Annotated in this window: 20 protein-coding genes and 1 pseudogene; 6 read left to right on the top strand and 15 right to left on the bottom strand. The window is 46.4% G+C overall.

Annotated elements, in window-relative coordinates; all coding sequences use genetic code 11:
• Nucleotides 1-212 precede the first annotated feature (212 nt).
• Entirely contained in the window at nucleotides 213-1,097 is an 885-nt protein-coding gene (locus tag AC1RRX_RS14265; protein WP_007408569.1) for a nucleotidyltransferase-like protein, read from the bottom strand.
• A 202-nt stretch (nucleotides 1,098-1,299) separates the two neighbouring features.
• On the opposite strand from AC1RRX_RS14265, the gene AC1RRX_RS14260 reads away from it, so the two are divergent.
• Complete coding sequence (locus AC1RRX_RS14260; RefSeq protein ID WP_007408568.1) at nucleotides 1,300-1,653, top strand: YgzB family protein; 354 nt, start codon at nucleotides 1,300-1,302, stop codon at nucleotides 1,651-1,653.
• Between the two features lie 34 nt (nucleotides 1,654-1,687).
• On the opposite strand, the gene perR is transcribed toward AC1RRX_RS14260, so the two are convergent.
• Nucleotides 1,688-2,125 (bottom strand): peroxide-responsive transcriptional repressor PerR, encoded by a 438-nt coding sequence (gene perR / locus AC1RRX_RS14255; RefSeq protein WP_003155465.1) that lies wholly within the window; start codon nucleotides 2,123-2,125, stop codon nucleotides 1,688-1,690.
• A 124-nt stretch (nucleotides 2,126-2,249) separates the two neighbouring features.
• Entirely contained in the window at nucleotides 2,250-2,723 is a 474-nt protein-coding gene (gene bcp / locus AC1RRX_RS14250) for a thioredoxin-dependent thiol peroxidase (protein ID WP_144464533.1), read from the bottom strand.
• 157 nt (nucleotides 2,724-2,880) lie between these two features.
• Between bcp and AC1RRX_RS14245 the strand changes: the two genes are divergently transcribed.
• A complete protein-coding gene (locus tag AC1RRX_RS14245; protein WP_061861288.1) occupies nucleotides 2,881-4,170 on the top strand; it encodes a glutamate-1-semialdehyde 2,1-aminomutase in 1,290 nt (429 codons plus the stop codon).
• Between the two features lie 209 nt (nucleotides 4,171-4,379).
• Entirely contained in the window at nucleotides 4,380-5,447 is a 1,068-nt protein-coding gene (locus tag AC1RRX_RS14240) for an aromatic acid exporter family protein (RefSeq protein ID WP_039252280.1), read from the top strand.
• 79 nt (nucleotides 5,448-5,526) lie between these two features.
• Here the strand turns inward: AC1RRX_RS14240 and AC1RRX_RS14235 are convergent, their stop codons facing one another.
• The 5 genes and pseudogenes from AC1RRX_RS14235 to fabL form a co-directional block, all read right to left on the bottom strand.
• The gene (locus AC1RRX_RS14235; protein ID WP_014417243.1) at nucleotides 5,527-7,269 is read right to left on the bottom strand and encodes an ABC transporter ATP-binding protein; all 1,743 of its coding nucleotides are present in this window, start codon (nucleotides 7,267-7,269) and stop codon (nucleotides 5,527-5,529) included.
• A gap of 84 nt (nucleotides 7,270-7,353) precedes the next feature.
• Nucleotides 7,354-7,884, bottom strand: a complete 531-nt coding sequence (gene ntdP, locus AC1RRX_RS14230) for a nucleoside tri-diphosphate phosphatase (RefSeq protein ID WP_003155475.1) — start codon at nucleotides 7,882-7,884, stop codon at nucleotides 7,354-7,356.
• Between the two features lie 135 nt (nucleotides 7,885-8,019).
• Complete coding sequence (locus AC1RRX_RS14225; protein WP_003155476.1) at nucleotides 8,020-8,286, bottom strand: YgaB family protein; 267 nt, start codon at nucleotides 8,284-8,286, stop codon at nucleotides 8,020-8,022.
• 160 nt (nucleotides 8,287-8,446) lie between these two features.
• Nucleotides 8,447-8,599 (bottom strand): annotated as a pseudogene (locus AC1RRX_RS14220) (gamma-type small acid-soluble spore protein); the annotation flags it as partial.
• Between the two features lie 83 nt (nucleotides 8,600-8,682).
• A complete protein-coding gene (gene fabL, locus AC1RRX_RS14215; protein ID WP_003155478.1) occupies nucleotides 8,683-9,435 on the bottom strand; it encodes an enoyl-[acyl-carrier-protein] reductase FabL in 753 nt (250 codons plus the stop codon).
• A gap of 81 nt (nucleotides 9,436-9,516) precedes the next feature.
• On the opposite strand from fabL, the gene yfhS reads away from it, so the two are divergent.
• Nucleotides 9,517-9,741 carry a mother cell protein YfhS gene (gene yfhS / locus AC1RRX_RS14210; RefSeq protein ID WP_007408563.1) on the top strand — a complete coding sequence of 75 codons (225 nt, stop codon included), beginning with the start codon at nucleotides 9,517-9,519 and terminating at the stop codon, nucleotides 9,739-9,741.
• A 6-nt stretch (nucleotides 9,742-9,747) separates the two neighbouring features.
• Here the strand turns inward: yfhS and mutY are convergent, their stop codons facing one another.
• Nucleotides 9,748-10,845, bottom strand: a complete 1,098-nt coding sequence (mutY, locus tag AC1RRX_RS14205) for an A/G-specific adenine glycosylase (protein WP_012117124.1) — start codon at nucleotides 10,843-10,845, stop codon at nucleotides 9,748-9,750.
• A gap of 225 nt (nucleotides 10,846-11,070) precedes the next feature.
• Here mutY and AC1RRX_RS14200 point away from each other — a divergent pair, with 225 nt between their 5' ends.
• The gene (locus AC1RRX_RS14200) at nucleotides 11,071-12,054 is read left to right on the top strand and encodes a metal-dependent hydrolase (RefSeq protein WP_003155481.1); all 984 of its coding nucleotides are present in this window, start codon (nucleotides 11,071-11,073) and stop codon (nucleotides 12,052-12,054) included.
• Here the strand turns inward: AC1RRX_RS14200 and AC1RRX_RS14195 are convergent.
• The 6 genes from AC1RRX_RS14195 to AC1RRX_RS14170 form a co-directional block, all read right to left on the bottom strand.
• A complete protein-coding gene (locus tag AC1RRX_RS14195) occupies nucleotides 12,051-14,636 on the bottom strand; it encodes a YfhO family protein (RefSeq protein WP_144464535.1) in 2,586 nt (861 codons plus the stop codon). The two genes, AC1RRX_RS14200 and AC1RRX_RS14195, sit on opposite strands and share 4 nt — an antisense overlap.
• A 36-nt stretch (nucleotides 14,637-14,672) precedes the next feature.
• Nucleotides 14,673-15,653, bottom strand: coding sequence for a glycosyltransferase family 2 protein (locus AC1RRX_RS14190; RefSeq protein ID WP_003155484.1), 981 nt, complete (start codon nucleotides 15,651-15,653; stop codon nucleotides 14,673-14,675).
• Between the two features lie 210 nt (nucleotides 15,654-15,863).
• Nucleotides 15,864-16,724 (bottom strand): alpha/beta fold hydrolase, encoded by an 861-nt coding sequence (locus AC1RRX_RS14185; protein WP_144464537.1) that lies wholly within the window; start codon nucleotides 16,722-16,724, stop codon nucleotides 15,864-15,866.
• The gene (locus tag AC1RRX_RS14180; RefSeq protein WP_007408558.1) at nucleotides 16,717-17,052 is read right to left on the bottom strand and encodes an SdpI family protein; all 336 of its coding nucleotides are present in this window, start codon (nucleotides 17,050-17,052) and stop codon (nucleotides 16,717-16,719) included. The genes AC1RRX_RS14185 and AC1RRX_RS14180 overlap by 8 nt, the downstream gene beginning before the upstream one ends.
• A gap of 85 nt (nucleotides 17,053-17,137) precedes the next feature.
• The gene (locus AC1RRX_RS14175) at nucleotides 17,138-17,665 is read right to left on the bottom strand and encodes an SH3 domain-containing protein (protein WP_007408557.1); all 528 of its coding nucleotides are present in this window, start codon (nucleotides 17,663-17,665) and stop codon (nucleotides 17,138-17,140) included.
• A 131-nt stretch (nucleotides 17,666-17,796) separates the two neighbouring features.
• Nucleotides 17,797-18,066, bottom strand: coding sequence for a YfhJ family protein (locus AC1RRX_RS14170; protein ID WP_003155492.1), 270 nt, complete (start codon nucleotides 18,064-18,066; stop codon nucleotides 17,797-17,799).
• Between the two features lie 123 nt (nucleotides 18,067-18,189).
• Between AC1RRX_RS14170 and AC1RRX_RS14165 the strand changes: the two genes are divergently transcribed.
• Nucleotides 18,190-18,342, top strand: coding sequence for a small, acid-soluble spore protein K (locus AC1RRX_RS14165; protein ID WP_003155495.1), 153 nt, complete (start codon nucleotides 18,190-18,192; stop codon nucleotides 18,340-18,342).
• Nucleotides 18,343-18,424 lie beyond the last annotated feature (82 nt).

The following is an 18,424-nucleotide window of genomic DNA, read 5'->3' as shown; positions in this document are numbered from 1 at the left end:
CGCACATCGCTGTGCGATTTATTTAAAACTTTGAATTAACAGGTACGTTTTGTCTTGTTTAGTTTTCAAAGATCATTTCAACCTCATCTCGAGGCGACTTTTTCAGTATAACATTTCAGCGAGTTGCTGTCAAATGTTTTTTTGTTTTTATTTCTCCGCCGCTGTGAGCTTTTTGTTGAAGCGCATCAGCGACGTTTAATAATATACCATGCCTATGATTCAGCGTCAACACTTTTTTTGAAAGAATATCCTCGATGATATACTTCCTGCCCTTTGGTCTCTATTTGAGATACTTCAACAAAGCCTTTTTCCGTCAGATAATCAAGCATGACACCGAGATCTTGGGTGAAGTGCACCAGTTCAGGGTGCTGAAGCAATTCTCCAAACTGCCACATTTCTTTTTCTTTCATCACTTGAAAAAGGTGGGCAGAACCGATTTCAGCTTTTGAATGGATGAGAAAATCATTTGCTAAGAATAATAATTCGAGCCTTTTCTCCAAACTTTCGTGACTCTCGACAAGTTCGGAGTATAGCTTATATACCTGCGGCTCAATGTGACGGACCTGGTTCCAGACTGTCGTTTCGGGATAAAATCCCCGGTCAATCACTTCTATGCGGGCCAAGTGGTGAAGAGCATGCACTACCGCATAATATGCATCCAGAAAATGATCAGCTTCAAAAAACGCTTTTCCTTCTACAAATCTTCTGATCAGCTTGCCGTATTCCATTCCGATCTTTAATTTCCGCTCGGCGAAAGGAAAAGTGCTGAGCCGGTCATTGAGTTCAGATATATATTCATTGCGGTCAAACAGTACTTTGCCGTTGATGATCCAATCTATGACTCTTCTATTGGTCCCAAGCAGAATCCATTCCTGAAGCAGAGCATCCGTTACAATATGTAAAGAAGCGGTTTTTTGTTCGAATTCATAATGCTTTATAAAAAGAGGTTCATCAGCCTGTTTGACAATGACAAGCATGACCGCATCAAAGTTATCCGTGATGGATGATGCTTTACTCCTTCTCTCAATCATAAGGACGGCCAGCGTATCGGGATGACTTGCTCTTTCTTGGTAAATTGGACGGAGAAGATTGTCCATTACGATTCCTCCAATGCGATTGTTTCACTAGCTATTGTTTCTACATTTCTATGATAAAACATGAAAGTCCTTTTTTCTAAACACATTGCACTATTATAACAAATTTCCTTTCAGGTGCCATATTTATTCTTCCCTTTTCTTACGAAAACATGAAGAATATGCCATCTGTTTTGTGCTATAGTTAAACGAGAGGGGGATGGACATGGCGAAATACTCAAGCAAAATTAATAAGATCAGAACGTTTGCGTTAAGTTTGGTTTTCGTTGGGTTTATCATTATGTACATCGGGCTGTTCTTTAAGCAGTCTGTTTTGCTTGCCAGCTTGTTTATGATTCTCGGCCTGCTGTCGATCGGGCTCAGCACCGCCGTTTATTTTTGGATCGGCATGCTGTCCACAAAAGCGGTCCGGGTGATGTGCCCCGCTTGCGAGAAAGAAACGAAGATTCTGGGCAGAGTGGATATGTGCATGCATTGCAGAGAGCCGCTCACATTGGATAAAGGATTGGAAGGCAAAGCGTTCGATGAGTCTTATAACAGAAAAAACAGTGTAAAATAAACGAAGCTGACCGTATCAAAGCGGTCAGCTTCGTTTAGTGGTTTTCTTTTTTGGAACATTCTTGGCAGACGCCGTAAATTTCCAAACGGTGGTGGCTTACCTTAAACCCCGTGACGTGAGCCGCAAGCTGTTCCACTTCGTCAAGCCCGGGATAATGGAAGTCTACGATTTTTCCGCAGCTTTCACAAATGGCGTGATAATGGTCAGAGGTGACAAAGTCAAATCTGCTGGACGCATCTCCGTACGTCAGTTCCTTTACAAGCCCCGCTTCCCGGAATACACGCAAATTGTTATACACTGTCGCAACACTCATATTAGGGAATTTCCCTTCCAAGGCTTTATATATATCGTCCGCTGTCGGATGTGCCATAGAATCCACGAGATATTCCAGAATGGCATGACGTTGAGGAGTAATCCGGACTCCCGTATCCTTCAACGTGTCTAAGGCTTCTTTTAATTCATGTGCAGCCATCCGTCATGCACCTCTCTTCTAAAAAAGATTCTTACTTTATAATGTTTATAATTAGTGTACATCTTTTTCCGGTCTCCTGTCAAATGTAATCTGAAGAAAACCCCGTGAGTTCAGCATTTGTCCATTAATTAGACGCAATTTGTTCCAATTCGCGAAGCGCCTCGGCAACGTGATCTTTCACTTTTACCTTTCTCCACTCCTTCACAAGACGGCCTTCTTTATCTAACAAAAAAGTGGATCGCTCGATACCCATATATTCTTTCCCAAAATTCTTCTTCAGCTTCCACACGTCAAAAGCTTCCGCCAGTTTGTGTTCATCGTCAACGAGGAGCTGGAAAGGAAGATCATGTTTTTGCTTAAATTTTTCGTGTTTATCACGGCTGTCAGGGCTTACTCCGATAATAACCGCATCAAGTCCCGCGAAACTTTCGTGCTGATCACGGAAATCACATGCTTCCGCCGTGCATCCGGGTGTCATGTCTTTCGGATAAAAATAGAGAACGACGTACTTCCCTTTAAAATCCGTCAATGCTACTTCTTCCCCGCTGTCATTCACTAATTTCATATCCGGTGCTGTTTGTCCGATTTCAATCGTCATTTCTTATACCTCCGGGTTTTTTATTAAGCGTATCCAATTCACGTTAAGATTACAACCGTTATCCTCCCGCTCTTTTCTGGAAGCATGAACCGTTGTGCTCGCAATGAAGCATGCTACAATAGAACATGATGTAAGGAGATATTAGGAGGGTCATTTTTTGTATACAAAATCAGTTGAACTTCATAAGGAAGCGTTAGAGCATATCGTCGGAGGCGTGAACAGCCCGTCCAGATCCTATAAAGCGGTAGGCGGCGGTTCACCCGTTGCGATGGAAAAAGCGAACGGCGCTTATTTCTGGGATGTAGACGGGAATCAGTATATCGATTATTTAGCGGCTTACGGCCCGATTATTACCGGACATGCCCATCCGCATATAACTGAAGCGATTAAAACAGCGGCTGAAAACGGCGTGCTGTACGGGACGCCGACCAAACATGAGGTCACTTTCGCCAAAATGCTGAAGGAGGCCATTCCTTCACTTGATAAAGTACGATTCGTAAACTCAGGCACTGAAGCGGTAATGACAACGATCCGGGTTGCACGCGCTTATACAGGCCGGACAAAAATCATTAAATTCGCCGGCTGCTATCACGGCCATTCTGATCTCGTACTTGTCGCTGCGGGTTCCGGCCCGTCTACGCTCGGCACCCCTGATTCCGCCGGCGTGCCGAAAAGCATCGCCAATGAGGTGATTACCGTTCCTTTCAATGATATTGAAAGCTACAAAGCCGCGCTGGATAAATGGGGTTCGGAAATTGCAGCGGTTCTCGTCGAGCCGATCGTCGGCAACTTCGGCATCGTTGAACCTGAAGAAGGATTTTTAGAACAGGTAAATGAATTGACCCATAAAGCGGGCGCGCTCGTCATTTATGATGAAGTGATCACGGCGTTCCGTTTTATGTACGGAGGCGCGCAGGATCTTCTTCAAGTGAAGCCTGATTTAACGGCGCTCGGTAAAATTATCGGGGGCGGCTTGCCGATCGGCGCTTACGGAGGCAAAAAAGAGATCATGGAGCAGGTTGCTCCGCTCGGCCCGGCATATCAAGCCGGCACAATGGCTGGAAACCCGGCATCTATCCTATCAGGCATCGCCTGCCTGGAAGTGCTGAAGGAAGAAGGCGTTTATGAACGGCTTGATGAGCTCGGCGCCAGACTTGAGCAAGGCATTCTCGCCCATGCGGAGACACATGGCATTACCATCACCGTCAACCGTTTAAAAGGCGCGCTCACGGTTTACTTCACTGGTGAAAAGATCGTCAATTACGAGCAGGCGGAAAATACGGACGGAGAAGCATTCGCCAAGTTCTTCAAGCTGATGCTTGAGCGCGGCATCAATCTCGCTCCATCGAAGTATGAAGCTTGGTTTATCACAACCGCACATACTGAAGAGGATATCGACGCCACTTTACAAGCCGTTGAAGATGCGTTCAGACATATGAAAAAATAACTGCTGAAACAAGCGGGAGCCCAGGGCTTCCGCTTTTTCTTTTTGTCCGATTTGTGAGATAATGGTTTTTTCAAAAAAAGACCTTGAATAATTGGTATGATCCCTGTATATTACTTTATTGTTTAGCAAATCAGCCGACAGGGAAATGTAAGTGTCAGCCGTTCGTTCGGCACATAATTTATTAGAGAAAGGAATGCACGCACAAACCAATGAAACTTGGTGCCCGCATTTTAAAAACAGGGATTGCGATTACGCTCGCGCTCTACTTAGCATCATGGATCGGACTTCCGTCGCCGATCTTTGCCGGGATTGCAGCTATATTTGCCATACAGCCCTCTATTTACAGGTCTTTTCTTATCATTATTGATCAGGTTCAGGCAAATATCATCGGCGCTGTCATCGCTACGGCATTCGGACTGATTTTCGGACCGAGTCCGATTATGATCGGATTGACCGCAGTGATTGTCATCACGATCATGTTAAAACTGAAAATTGAACACACCATTTCGATTGCGCTCGTGACGGTTATCGCAATTTTAGAAACACCGGGAAACAGCTTCCTGACGTTCGCTCTGATACGAACAAGCACCGTTATTTTAGGCGTGCTGTCTTCTTTTATTGTGAACCTTGTGTTTCTTCCGCCGAAATACGAAACGAAGCTGACTCATCATACGGTTGAATATACCGATGAGATCATGAAATGGATCAGGCTGACGATGCGTCAGTCCACGGAACACTCGATATTGAAAGAGGATATTGAGAAGCTGAAGGAAAAGATGATGAAGCTTGATCATACGTACCTTCTTTATAAAGAGGAGAGAAGCTACTTTAAGAAAACGACGTATGTAAAGTCGCGCAAGCTTGTATTGTTCAGACAGGCGATTATTACGGCGAATCGGGCGCTTGATACGCTGAAAAAGCTGCACCGCTATGAAAACGAGATTTATCATATGCCGGAGGAATTTCAGGAGACGCTGACAGAAGAAATTGATTATCTGCTTCATTGGCACGAAAGGATTCTGATGCGGACGGTCGGCAAGATCAAACCGCATGATGACGATGCTGAAGAAAGCATAAGATATAAACAGCTTTTGACGAAGTCTTTCTTGAAAAATCAGCAGAACTGCGAGGATGAACTGCTTGATTACAATATGCTCAGCATTATGGCTGCGGTTGCGGAATACCGTGAGCAGCTGGAACATCTCGATACACTGATTACGAGTTTCCAGACATACCACCCGAAAGACAGCGAACTAGAAACAGACGATGATGAGTAACCCGGTGCTTCCGTAAAACCGGGTTTTTTTGCATTCAAAAAAACGTATGCCGCCCATTCGGACGGCATACGTTTTTGTATCAGTTCAAATTCTGAATCGTAAATAAGTGTCTGTACTGGCCGCCTTGGGCCATTAATTCCTCGTGCGTGCCGGTTTCGACGACGGCGCCGTTTTCCATGACGACAATTTTATCCGCGTGCGTAATCGTGGACAGCCTGTGGGCGACGATAAATGTCGTCCGGTTTTTCGCAAGCTTTTCCATCGCTTCCTGAATGTAGTGTTCACTTTCCAGATCAAGAGCCGATGTCGCTTCATCCAAGATTAACAGCGGCGGATTTTTTAAGAATACACGCGCGATGGAAATCCGCTGTTTCTGCCCGCCTGACAATTTGACGCCCCGTTCGCCGACTTTGGTTTCATAACCTTCGGGGAAATTCATAATAAATTCATGGGCATTTGCCGCTTTCGCAGCCGCAACCACCTCATCCAGAGACGCTCCCGGTTTACCGATGGCGATATTTTCACGAATCGTCTCACTGAACAGAAACGTATCCTGAAGCACCATTCCGACTTGATTGCGGAGGCTTCTCGCTTCATAATCGCGAATATCTGTGCCGTCAATCAGCAGGCTGCCACCGGATACATCATAAAAACGCGGTATGAGGCTGACAAGCGTCGATTTACCGCCGCCGCTCATCCCGACGAGCGCGACGGTTTCCCCTTTTGTCACCTTTAAGGAAACGTCCTGCAAAATCGTTTCTTTTCCTTCCTCATAACGGAACGAGACATTTCGGAATTCAACTTCGCCCTTAATGCCGTCAGCTTTTACTGCATTCGGTTTATCAGTCAGTTCATACGGCTCGTCGATAAATTCAAATATGCGGTCCATTGAAGCGATCGACTGGGTCAGCGTCGTCGATGAGTTGATCAATCTTCTGACCGGATTGTACATTCTGTCAATATAGCCGACGAACGCAACCATCGTCCCTACCGTCAGCGGACCGTTTATGACAAAATAACCCGCAAACGCGATAACGAGCAGCGGCGCCAAATCCGTAATGGTATTCACGACTGCAAACGTTTTTGCGTTCCAATTCGTATGACGGATCGCTCTGTCCAGAAAATGTCCGTTTTTTTCATCAAAATTGGCTTGTTCATAATCTTCAATGGCAAAACTTCTGATGACGGGCATCCCCTGAACTCGTTCGTGCAAATGTCCCTGAACTTGGGCGAGTGCCTGAGAACGCTCACGTGTCAGTTTTCGGAGGCGGCCGTAAAAGTATTTCACTGAAATTCCGTATAACGGAAACAAAATGACAGATATCAATGTCAGCTTGACATCGAGTGTAAACATAATGCAGATGACGATCAGCACCGTCATCATATCAAGCCAGATATTCATCAGTCCCGTTATGACAAAGTCTTTTGTCTGTTCGACATCATTTATCACCCGGGAAATGACTTCGCCCGTTCTCGTGTTGGCATAAAACCTCAGGCTCAATTTTTGAATATGATCAAACAATACTCCCCTGATATCATAGAGCACCCGGCTGCCCGTCCATTGCGCGAAATATTGCCGATAGTACTCTACCGGGGGACGCAGAATTAAAAACAGCACAAACATGATGCCCATTATCGTGAATAGCGATGATGTTTTAGCGCTTGCCGTTCCGCTCCCTTGAATAATGTCATCGACCACGTATTTTAACAGCAGCGGGAGAGCCAGCGGGATGGAGAATTTTATGATGCCGATTAACACTGTGATAAAAATTTGTTTTTTATAAGGTTTTACAAATTGCATATAGCGTCTGATTACGCCCACACTTTATCCCCCTCTCTCTTTAAGGCGTGTGAGCCCATGTGAAAAACCTGTTGACACCCCAACAGGTTTTTTTTATTGTATTCTTTATTTTGTATATCGCAGATACCGTTCATACCACATATCAACAAATTCCGGAGCAAACGGTCCTTTCCGCTGATGAATCCAGTGCAGCAGCGTATTCAGATACTCCTTCAGAATGCTGTCGATCTCTTTAGGGTAATTCATTGATTTGCGGTGGTCATCGTATTCATCCTCGTCAAGAATGTTATACGTCATATCCGGAAACACCTTGACATCCAAATCGTAATCAATATATTTGATGGCCTCTCCGTCATAAGCGAACGGCGAGCTGATGTTGCAATAATAGTGTACCCCATCATCTCTCAGCATTCCGATGACGTTAAACCACTGACGGGCATGAAAGTAGCAGATCGCCGGTTCTCTCGTCACCCACGTCCGTCCGTCGGATTCCGTCACCATTGTCCGGTCGTTGGCTCCGATGATACACAATTCCGTACTTTTTAAAATCGTCGTTTCATTCCAAATTCGATGAAGCAGCCCGTTATGCTTATAGCTGTGAATTTGAATGGTTTCTCCTTCCTTGGGATATCCCATATTTCTCCCCTACTTTCTGTAAAGCCCTGCAGTCAATGCAGCCGCAATTGCTTTCCGACAAGTCTTTTCACTATTATAACGTTACGAATTAAAAAATGAAAATAAAAGAACCACTCCGCTTCCGGAATGGCACATTCATTTCTGCACATAGGAAGACGGCTTTTCCGTGCTGCGATAAGACTGGATGACTTGCTCTGTCTGCCTTTGGAATAACTCCTGTATGCCGGCCAGGTCTTTTCGCTTTGTCGCAATTTCGTCCTGTACATTGTCCAGCTTTGCATCTCTTTCCAGACTGATGAGTTCCGCTTCCACCTGCCGGCAGCGGTCAAGTTCTGACTGCAGCTCGAGAAGCTGATCCATGATTTTCATCTGTTCACTTACAAGCTTTTCAAACTCTGACATCGGGTTCCTCCTTAGGCTTTTAGGTTGATACTCCTTACCATTTCGATTTTCCGCCGGAAAACCCTTTGACTCATTCTGTAGAGGAATCACAAGTTTTGTCGTTTCGGCAACAGAAAAAAGCACTTCCATCCGAAGATGAAGTGCTTTTTCGTTTCAGTGATTAGCTGTTTTGCTGTTTGTTTTGTTCAGCAGATTGGTTTTGCTTTCTAACCTGCTGCGCATCAGTTTCACTGCCGAATTCAGTGCCGAATTGACCCTGACCGGAAGCTGATTGCTGGTTTTGTCTTTTCACCTGCTGAACGTCTGTTTTGCTGAATTTTGAGTTTGCCATTGTTATCACCTCCACGCACTTTAGAATGCGCAGGAGACGATAGGGCTATTCATCTTTTTTAAAACTTATACGAGCAGAGAGCGTCCGCCATCAATAATGATGGTCTGGCCGCGGATCATGTCCGCTTTTGAAGAAACTAAAAACTCCACCGTATCGATCATATCTTTAATTTCGACCATTCTGCCGGCCGGCGTATTTTGGCGGGCATCTTCCAGCAGTTCATCTCTGTTAGGGAAATGCTTCAGCGCGTCCGTATCAATCGCTCCGCCTGACACCGCGTTTACGATGATATTTTTCGGAGACAGCTCAACCGCCAGATAACGGGTTAACGATTCTAAAGCGGCTTTTGAGACACCGACCGTCGTATAGTTTTCAAGATAGCGGATGCTGCCGAGCGAGCTGATGCTGACGATGTGGCCGCCTCCGTTTTTCTCCATCATCTTTGCTGCTTCCTGGGCGCAGAAAAGCAATGCTTTCGCATTGATATTCATCGTCCAGTCCCAGTGTGTTTCTTCAAGTTCCATAACCGGTCTCAGCACGCCTGAAGCCGCGTTATTGACGAACACGTCCAGTCTGCCGAATGTTTCGTCAATCTGGCGGAACATGTCTTTGATTTTTGCCGGCTGGCCGACATTGGCTTTAATGACGAGCGTTTTCACGCCGAGTTTTTCAATTTCTTCGGCGGTTTCTAATGCCGCTTTTTTACTGCGGGCGTAATTGATGACGATGTTGTATCCTTTTTCCGCGAGTCTGATGGCGGCTGCTTTCCCGACGCCGCGGCTGCTTCCCGTGATCAGTGCGCATTTATTTTGTTCCATTTTTCCTCAGCTCCTTGCTGTGTATAGTTCTTTTCATTCAACAAACAATAAAAGCAATATGTGTTGAAAGGGGTCTTTTATATGTATGTCGGACGTGATATGGGCGAATTGGCCATGATGCCCAAAAAAGATTGGAGAGATTCAGAGCTCGCCTATTTCCATCATGCCTTCCAGCAAATTATGCCGTATTTAAACGAAGAAGGCCAGTCCAAATACCGGGAACTGATTCAGGAAATCGAAGCCCGCGGCGGACTGAAACGGAATGAAGCGGATTACGGCCACGGCACTCGCGTCAGCTATGACTGACGCTTTTTACAGGCGGCCGCTTTCTTCCGCCATTTTCCATATCTTTTGATGGGAAACGGGAAATGCGTATTCCTCGAGCTCCTCTTTTGTGACCCGTATAAATTCCGTTGTATCCGACACTTGTTTTACTTTACCGAAAAAGACCGAAATATTCCAGACGAGATGGGTGAAAACATGTTCTACGATGCCTTCCAGCTCCCCGATTTCAGCGGTTGTTCCCATCTCTTTTTCTAAATAGGCTTCAAGCTGCTCTCTTTCGGTTTTGATTCCTTTCTGGGTTTCGGTATTCGGAAACTCCCACAAGTTGGCGAGCAAGCCTTTTGGCGGCCGTTTATGAATATAGACATCGCCTTGATCGTCTGTCAGCACAACGGCTGCCATTGTTTTTATTCCAGGCTTTTTCTTTTTGCTTTTAACGGGCAGCTCCCGCTCTGTCCCTTCCGCAAATGCCGAGCAGTGCTTTTGTACGGGGCAAAGCAGGCAGGACGGCGATTTCGGGGTGCAGATGATTGCGCCGAGCTCCATTAAACCCTGATTGAATTCAGATGGTTTTTCATGAGAAATGAAAGCGGATACCGCCTGTTCGAAAATGGTTCTCGTTTTAGGTTTTGCGATATCGTCCCATATGGAAAGAATTCTCGACATGACACGCATCACATTGCCGTCTACGGCGGGAATCGGTTTGTTGTATGCGATGCTGAGCACGGCGCCTTTTGTATAAGGGCCGACGCCTTTCAGTCCGCCAAATTCCTTTTCTTCGGCAGGGACGACTCCCCCGTACCGCTCATGCACTTCTTTTACGGCACTTTGCAGATTTCTTACACGGGAGTAATAACCTAGCCCTTCCCAGGCTTTGAGCACTTTTTCCTCATCGGCTTCAGCGAGCGCCGAAACGGTCGGAAATTGCTCAACAAACCGCCGGAAATAAGGGATAACGGTTTCTACGCGCGTCTGCTGCAGCATCACCTCTGACACCCACACCCGATACGGGTCCTGATTTTCTCTCCACGGCAGAATTCTCTGTTCTCTTTCGAACCATGTAATTAAGTCCTCGCGAAATTTGTCTATATCTTTTTGTTTCATTTTTTCTTCAAGTGCGTTCATATCTTCTCCTCAGATGTTTCGGGTTCCGCTTTTCTTGACACCGTATTTTGGTGTAAACTTAGGGCACGTTACGATAATATGTTACATTAAATAGTGATAAAGAAAAAGCGGAAACATATGAGAACGGCGGATAAACGCCATGATTGGGCAAACAGAAAATGGGGAATATCTTATAATGCGAAATATGCGGGCGACTGATTGTTAACGCCTGCTAGGAGGTCAACAATGGATACTGGCACTCACGTTGTCATGGGTATCGCGCTTGGCGGAATCGCAACTCTTGATCCTGCCGTCGGCATGCACACCCCCATGTCTCAGGCAGTTATGATCGCCGCTCTTGCCGGCTCTCAGGCACCTGATATTGATACCATATTAAAGCTGAAAAATAATGCCGTTTATATTCGAAATCATAGAGGGTTCACGCACTCCATTCCCGCCGTTTTATTTTGGTCCGTTCTGATTCCGGGTATTTTGTTTATGTTTTATCCGGAAGCGAACTTTTTGCACCTGTGGCTGTGGACGCTTCTCGCTGTCGTTTTGCATGTGTTTGTTGACATTTTTAACGCGTACGGCACGCAGGCCATCCGCCCGTTTTCGAGAAAATGGATCGCTCTCGGTTTAATCAATACCTTTGATCCGTTTATTTTCGTCAGCCATTTGGCCGCGATTGCCGTGTGGTATATCGGAGGTCATCCGGGCGTGACATTTCTGATGCTTTATATCATCCTCGCAGGATATTACGCCGTCCGGTTTTTGATGCAGCTGCGGATAAAGCGAAGGCTGCGCGAAATGATTGAAGAGGAGATTGAAACCATCATTATTTCGCCGACGATGAAATTCAGGCAGTGGCGTATCGCCGTGACGACGGCGCATGCCTTTTATGTCGGCAGAAGCCTTGACGGCCATGTCGTGATATTGGATACATTCAACCGCGTGCCCGTTCCGGAAACCGATGTGATGAAGGCCGCGAAACAGGACGAAAATATTGCAGCCTTTCTTTCATTTTCCCCCGTTTACAGGTGGGAGGTCGATACCTTTAAAGATCATTATGAGGTGCGCTTTATTGATTTGCGCTACCGGAGCAAAGGCCACTATCCTTTTGTCGCCATCGTCCATCTCAGTCATGATTTAGAGCTTCTCTCTTCTTACACGGGCTGGATTTTCAGCGAGGAAAAATTGCAGAAAAAATTAAAGCTCGGCTCTGTTTAAGAGCCGGGCTTTTTTTGTCTTCTCACATATATAGCGGCAAACACGAGGCTGATCACCGATAGAGCGGCCGCGGGTTTAAAAAACGGCGGGTAATACGTTAATTGAATATCGTTTTTTCCTTTTTGCGCTTTAAATCCGATGAAGGAATAATCCGCTTTTTCAATCTGCTCTTTTCTGCCGTTTATCTTCAGCTCCCAGCCTTTTTCATATGGAATCGGAAGCATGATATACGGCGCGCGGGTTTTGTTATCATACGAGATATGAAGCGTATTTCCGCGCCAGCTTAGATCGACCCGCGGTTCTTTTTCCGCTTTTCGGTATGCGCTTTTCAGCGTATCGTATCGTTCTTCATAAAGCGCCAGTCTGTCAAGCTGATACGATCCTTTCGGCAGATGGATTTGGATGTTTTTTGTTTTCGGCACTCTGACAGTAAGATCGTTGACACCTGTTTTGTAAATGGATTGATTCGATTTTCTCGTTGTCGTGTAATCGTTCACTTTTAATGTAAAGCCCTGGTCCTTCGCTTTATTCTTCAAATAAAAGCTGACGTAATAATCGCCGCCGTCCATCTTAGCGGCTTGCGGCGTAATGATCAGGCCGCCGCCGTCTTCGTTTACCGTCAGGATGCCGTTATGATAATCGCCATGTTCGGCCGCTACCTCTGCATGGCCGATCATATTTTTCGCCTCAGGCGCTTTTTTCGTGTTGGTTGTGCTTGATTCCATGACGATCCCGTCAAGCATTGCCCGTTCCCTGGCAAGGGCGGGCGCTTTTTTCAGGCCGCCCTCGTTATATACGCGATCGGCTGTCCGTACGAACGGAAGCATATATTGATTTTGATAAACCGCATAATGGGTTGATTCCATGATTTTTTTGAACCCGTACGGCACGCCGGCCTCGTTTGTTTTTTCCGTCATATAATATTTTCCGTAAAGCAGGCTGTATAAATTAGCCCTGTTTCCTAATGTCGCATAGCGGCTGACGCTTTCTCTGCCCATGTCAATCTGGAGGTCGTTCCAGTAAAAGGACAGCAGATTGCGGTTCAGTATGCTTGAGTATACGCTGAATCCGTTGAACCCGTATATGATCGGGGTGTTATTGAAAACACCGTTCATCCAATCTAAACGGGCAAACGGATCAGGGTCTTTTTCTTTCAGACGCTGAATGAGCTCTGATTGCTCTTTGCCTTTATAGTCAGCACCCGTCATAAAGGTATGCGATACCGTATAAATCTTCCCGCCTTCTGATAAAGCATATTTTTCATATGTATTAGCCGTAAGCACAGCCGTAAGCAAAATGACGGCATAGACGGCGGGCACCGCGCCTTTCAGTCTTGTCTTTGCTGCAAAGAAAGCGGCTATGCTCAGCACCAGAAGAAGGATGACGGGCAGGTTGGCGTGATCAGAAATATCCAGACTGTACCGCCTCACCTGGCTCCAATAGAGCAGAACGACGAGTACGGCGGACATCAGCATACTCTTCATGCTGATGTCTGAAAGCTTAGAAAGCCCGGCTGAAACCGTTCCGGCAATCGTGAAGCACAGGACGTATTCAAACCTGTTCTGCGGAGCTGAAAAACCGTTAAAGGCACTTGCCGCGAACGGACTGAAGTGAAACAGAATATACAGCAGACTGATTCCCGCAAACAGACGGAACAAGCGATTTTTGTATAAAGTAAATGTAAATAGAAAAAGCAAAAAAGCCGCCGGCAGGATGATAATCCGGCTAGAAAATAAAATATTGTCGGAAAAATCAAGCCATGCAATATGCTCTGAATACGGCGGCCGCAGATTATGAAGGTACCCGTATACGACAGGAATAAAGGAAACTGCGCTTATGCCGAACCCGAGAAGACCCGACAGAATAAATATCCTGCATTGAGTGAGCCTTTTCGCCTCATTGCCTTCAAGGGGGATCATCCACCTGAATAAGATATAAACGCCGATGAAAATCAGATTAATATACGCAAAATAAAAGTTGTTGATCAATGTCAGCGCACAGGCGAAGATAAACCACGCCGGCTTTTTTTCCCTGATGATTTTTTCCGCGCCGAGCACGAGCAGCGGCAGCCACACCATACTGTCAGTGAAAAAGTCCCAATACACCTCATGCCGGAAGTAGATAATCGAGACCCCGTACAACACGGCGCCGGCAAAAGCGGGCACCGGCCGTTTGACGAAATAACGGAACACACACGCCGCCGTGAATATGATCAAACTCTGCTTGGCGATGCTGATAAAAACGGAGGCCTGCGCCCAAAACAGCGCATCAGCCTCACCCGTCAGCTGAATAAGCTGCAAAAAGCGGACAGCGGCGGAGATAAACAGGAATAGAAAAGAAGTAGAGAAATAATAGCCGAGCTGACTGTACACGCCCCCGCCCAGTCCGAACGAATAGCTGTAAAACAGCCTGCCGTTCATATATTGATCAAACAGCAGCTTTTTGAAGACCGCCATTTGGGCGATCCCGTCTCCAGACCCCGTCATATAGCGGCCTTGCGACCACTCTTTTAAGAAAAAAATATGAGCGGCTGCCGCAGCCAGCACACAGGCTGCCGGCAAGATCCATTTATTTTTTTTCATACAACGTCCCCAGACCCTGCGCACAGCGGCGGCTGTTTAATGGTTCCACTTGCGCTTTTTTGTATAATTCGTTTCATTTTGTTCTCCGTACGTTATATTCGCTTCTTTAATTAAATAGTGCGGGCGTTTTTTTGTTTCATAGTAAATCCGGCCGATGTATTCTCCGATGATGCCGAGACTCAAAAGCTGGATGCCCCCTAAAAACAGCACGGCGGAAATAATGGTGAAGTATCCGGGTACGGACACGCCGTGTGTCAGAATATGAACAAAGGTCGTTACAATATAAACCATCGACAAAAGCAATATCAGAATACCGGTGAAAAAGCATACCCTAAGGGGCTTGTTGTTGAAGGAGACGACACCGTCCATTCCGTAGTTGAACAGATTGCTGAATGACCATTTGGACGTGCCGTTCTTCCTTTCGACATTTTCATAAAATACGATTTTCTGGTCAAACCCGATCCAGCAGAACAGCCCTTTCGAGAAACGGTTTCCTTCACTCAGCTTCAAAAGGGCATCAACGGCCTGCCGGCTCAGCAGGCGGAAATCTCCGACCCCGTCACGCAGGTCCACTTCGACGGCTTTGTTGATAAATTTATAATACAGGGAAGAAAGCACGGAACGCACGGGGCTGTCCCCTTTTCGGTTGCGCTGCGCGATGACTTGGTCATACCCTTCTTCATAGCCTTGAATGAAGTCTTTCAGCAGATGGGTCGGATGCTGCAGATCGGCGTCCATCACGATTACCGCTTCGCCCTGCACGTGTTCAAATCCTGCCAAAATGGCCGCTTCTTTCCCGAAGTTGCGGGAAAAAGATATGTATTTGACGCGATGGTTTCTGGCGGCCAGTTCTTTAATCTGCTGAAGGGTGTCATCCGCGCTTCCGTCATTGATGTAGAAAATTTCATAGTCATAATGAATCGTCTGAAACTCTTTTTTTAAAGATTCATGAATGAGCTTGACGTTGTTCCCTTCATTGTAAGACGGAATAATAATTGAGATTAACCTTTGTTTCATGAAGGCACCTTCTTTGTATTATTCTTTTTTTAGGACGGCCTTAAAGGAATTGTCCGCAAAACTTCAGTAAGGCTTTTCCTTTTTTTAATGACGTTTAAACCATTTTTTTGTTACAGGGAAAGAAAATTTTTTCTGCATATGGTTTATATTTTGTCATGTTTTTCGGCAGATATGAGAAAAAAAAGAAAAAGTCTGTACGCGGGACAGACTTTATTGCTGAAGGTATTCATGAATCAAATGGCTGACGATGCGCGGTTTTTCGTGAATGACCCAATGTGAGGCATCATCTATGAAGATTAAGTCGCCGTTTGGAATCATCCGTTTTGTTTCCTTGGCGAGCTTTTTGCTCAGCGCTTGGTCATTGACGCCCCATATTAATCGGTACGGAACGGGCATTTTAAGCGGAACGGCAGGGCCTAAACCGCCGGCTCTGATCGCCCGGTACCAGTTCAGCATCGCCGTGAGCGCTCCTTTTCTGCCCCAAGCTTCTTTGTAGCTGTCGACATCTTCCCGTGAAAAAAGCGCCGGTCGTTCGGATAAGCCGATCGCGTGATCCAATACGCGGTAATTGTCTTCAGACAATCTCCGTTCCGGCTTTTCCGGCAGCTGAAAGAAAGCGATATAAGAGCTTTTCTTCCACTGCGGCGGGTAGAACGGTGTGACCTTCCGCATAACCGCCGGGTGCGGGATATTGACCGTGATCAATTTTTCAACGTATTGCGGCCGCGTGGATGCTAAATGCCAGGCCACGGCTCCTCCCCAATCGTGGCCGATGACGACGGCTTTGTCATCTGTAAAATGAGTGATCAGCCCGATAATGTCGTCTCTGAGCGTATCAATGGTATAGTTTTCAATGCCCTCCGGTTTGTCACTGAGATTATAGCCGCGCTGATCAGGCACGACAACATGGTATCCGGCATCCGCCAGCGGTTTGATCTGGCTCTTCCAGCCGTACCAGAATTCCGGAAACCCGTGCAGCAGCACCGCCAAAGGACCGTCTTTCGGACCGGTTGAAGCCGTGTGCAGCGTCACTCCGTTTGTTTCGATCATGTGAAACGTAATGTCATTCATCGATTCTCCTCCCCGTTTGTTTCAATCTTCTTTCTGTTAAGACGATGATCAGTACGCTGATCGCAATCAATAATACGGCCTGAACGATCAGGGCGAACGGCTGAGTCAGCCGGATAAGCAGGCTGCCCGCAAATCCAGCTGCCGCCGATATAAGGCCGAACAAAATCATGAGAAGCGCACTGAATCGATTGCCTTCTTTCCACTGCGACTCATCCGCCATAGAGCGCTTCGTCCGATATCCGTACAGGCTGTTGATCGACTTCGGCGGAAAAAATGTGACTAAAATGCCGGCCGCAGCCATCAGAAGGCCGCCGATCACCATTATCATATCCCTCACTCTCCTTTTCATCTTTTACGAAAGGAAAGGCGGAAGGTTTCAGAAAAAAAGCAGGCTCATTCGCCTGCCTGAATCTTTATTTTTGAGTTAAGTCGGCCGTTTTCACATAACCTGCTTTCCCGCCGTATGTGACGTACGCCCATTTACGGTCAAACCCTCCGTCATGGCTGAACCCCCAGCCGAGCACATTGACGGTTTCACCCGCTTTAACGGACCCTTTTTTGCCGGTTTCCAAAGTCGGCGTATAAAAAGCGGTTTGTTTCGCCGTCACCGCCTTCACCGGCTGCTTCATCAGAAAATGCGTGGAAATATAGGCTTTGTGCCCTTTGTAGTCAATCTCAGCCCAATCTGCTCCTTGAAGCCGTTTAACCTTTACGGAATCCTCTGAACGAAGCGTGCCGATAATCGACCCTTGTTTATTTGGTTCTTTGCGGACGTTAAGTTCTCCTGCTTTCACGATATATGTATCTGCTGCGGTGTCTATTTTTGTCTGCTGAACTGCTGCGGCATTCGCTGCCGGATCAAAAAAAACGGTGCCTGCGGCTAAAAATAAGCAAAGTCCTGCGGCCGGAATAAATGCGGTTAACCCCTTTTTCATGTTCATTGTGGTTCCTCCCCGCTATTTTATAAGTTATTACACATTTCCACATTCCGCGGGCCGTCAAACATGATTTTCCTATTTCTTTTATAAAAAGAAAAAACCGCCGGACGGTATCCGGCGGGCGAACTGCTATGTTAATGCAGGAGACCCCTGCTTTGATCCAAATAATGAGAAACGTCTTCCCGTACGCTCTGGAACATATGGAGCTTGCTGCCGTATGATTCGATCCATTCCTTGACCACGCGTTCCGTCATTTGCTCTCCTTGATACGGGCGGCCGGCTTTTGCGTAAGTCGCTTCGAAATCTCCCCATAAAAGCTCAACCCAAGTTCGCGCTTGCAAATAGCTGAGCATGTCATTTTTCTCAAGCAGCAAATTCGTCAGTTTGTCGATATATGTATTCATGTCTCTGTCTCCTTTCCTTGGGAAAACCTGCTGCTTTTACGCAGCTTGTCACAGGCATATACTAACTTTACGTCTTCAGTCCAGAAGGCGCAACCTTTTGATATTGGCCGAGGGGGAAAACAAATGGTCCGGAACAAGGCAAAAGGATTTCCTAATCAGAACAATAATAAGTTTGAAGGCGAACCGCGGGCAAAGGATGACTACGCTTCTAAACGGGCGGACGGTTCAATTAATTCGCACCCGCAAGAGCGCATGAGAGCTTCAGGCAGACGATAACACACACCGTAAGAGACCGGGAATGACCCGGTCTTTTTTTTGCGGAAAAAAACATCCTTTTGCGGTCATAACGCTAAATAAA

This window comes from Bacillus sp. GW821-FHT11D08, from assembly GCF_058808515.1.
Note: the sequence above shows the minus strand (reverse complement) of the source record. Positions and strands in the feature narration are given on the sequence as shown.

Coding starts and splice junctions, on each gene's coding strand:
- AC1RRX_RS14265 (WP_007408569.1), bottom strand. CDS start 1,097: ATGGACAATCTTCTCCGTCCAATTTACCAAGAAAGAGCAAGTCATCCC.
- AC1RRX_RS14260 (WP_007408568.1), top strand. CDS start 1,300: ATGGCGAAATACTCAAGCAAAATTAATAAGATCAGAACGTTTGCGTTA.
- perR (WP_003155465.1), bottom strand. CDS start 2,125: ATGGCTGCACATGAATTAAAAGAAGCCTTAGACACGTTGAAGGATACG.
- bcp (WP_144464533.1), bottom strand. CDS start 2,723: ATGACGATTGAAATCGGACAAACAGCACCGGATATGAAATTAGTGAAT.
- AC1RRX_RS14240 (WP_039252280.1), top strand. CDS start 4,380: ATGAAACTTGGTGCCCGCATTTTAAAAACAGGGATTGCGATTACGCTC.
- ntdP (WP_003155475.1), bottom strand. CDS start 7,884: ATGGGATATCCCAAGGAAGGAGAAACCATTCAAATTCACAGCTATAAG.
- AC1RRX_RS14225 (WP_003155476.1), bottom strand. CDS start 8,286: ATGTCAGAGTTTGAAAAGCTTGTAAGTGAACAGATGAAAATCATGGAT.
- fabL (WP_003155478.1), bottom strand. CDS start 9,435: ATGGAACAAAATAAATGCGCACTGATCACGGGAAGCAGCCGCGGCGTC.
- yfhS (WP_007408563.1), top strand. CDS start 9,517: ATGTATGTCGGACGTGATATGGGCGAATTGGCCATGATGCCCAAAAAA.
- mutY (WP_012117124.1), bottom strand. CDS start 10,845: ATGAACGCACTTGAAGAAAAAATGAAACAAAAAGATATAGACAAATTT.
- AC1RRX_RS14200 (WP_003155481.1), top strand. CDS start 11,071: ATGGATACTGGCACTCACGTTGTCATGGGTATCGCGCTTGGCGGAATC.
- AC1RRX_RS14195 (WP_144464535.1), bottom strand. CDS start 14,636: ATGAAAAAAAATAAATGGATCTTGCCGGCAGCCTGTGTGCTGGCTGCG.
- AC1RRX_RS14190 (WP_003155484.1), bottom strand. CDS start 15,653: ATGAAACAAAGGTTAATCTCAATTATTATTCCGTCTTACAATGAAGGG.
- AC1RRX_RS14185 (WP_144464537.1), bottom strand. CDS start 16,724: ATGAATGACATTACGTTTCACATGATCGAAACAAACGGAGTGACGCTG.
- AC1RRX_RS14180 (WP_007408558.1), bottom strand. CDS start 17,052: ATGATAATGGTGATCGGCGGCCTTCTGATGGCTGCGGCCGGCATTTTA.
- AC1RRX_RS14175 (WP_007408557.1), bottom strand. CDS start 17,665: ATGAACATGAAAAAGGGGTTAACCGCATTTATTCCGGCCGCAGGACTT.
- AC1RRX_RS14170 (WP_003155492.1), bottom strand. CDS start 18,066: ATGAATACATATATCGACAAACTGACGAATTTGCTGCTTGAGAAAAAT.
- AC1RRX_RS14165 (WP_003155495.1), top strand. CDS start 18,190: ATGGTCCGGAACAAGGCAAAAGGATTTCCTAATCAGAACAATAATAAG.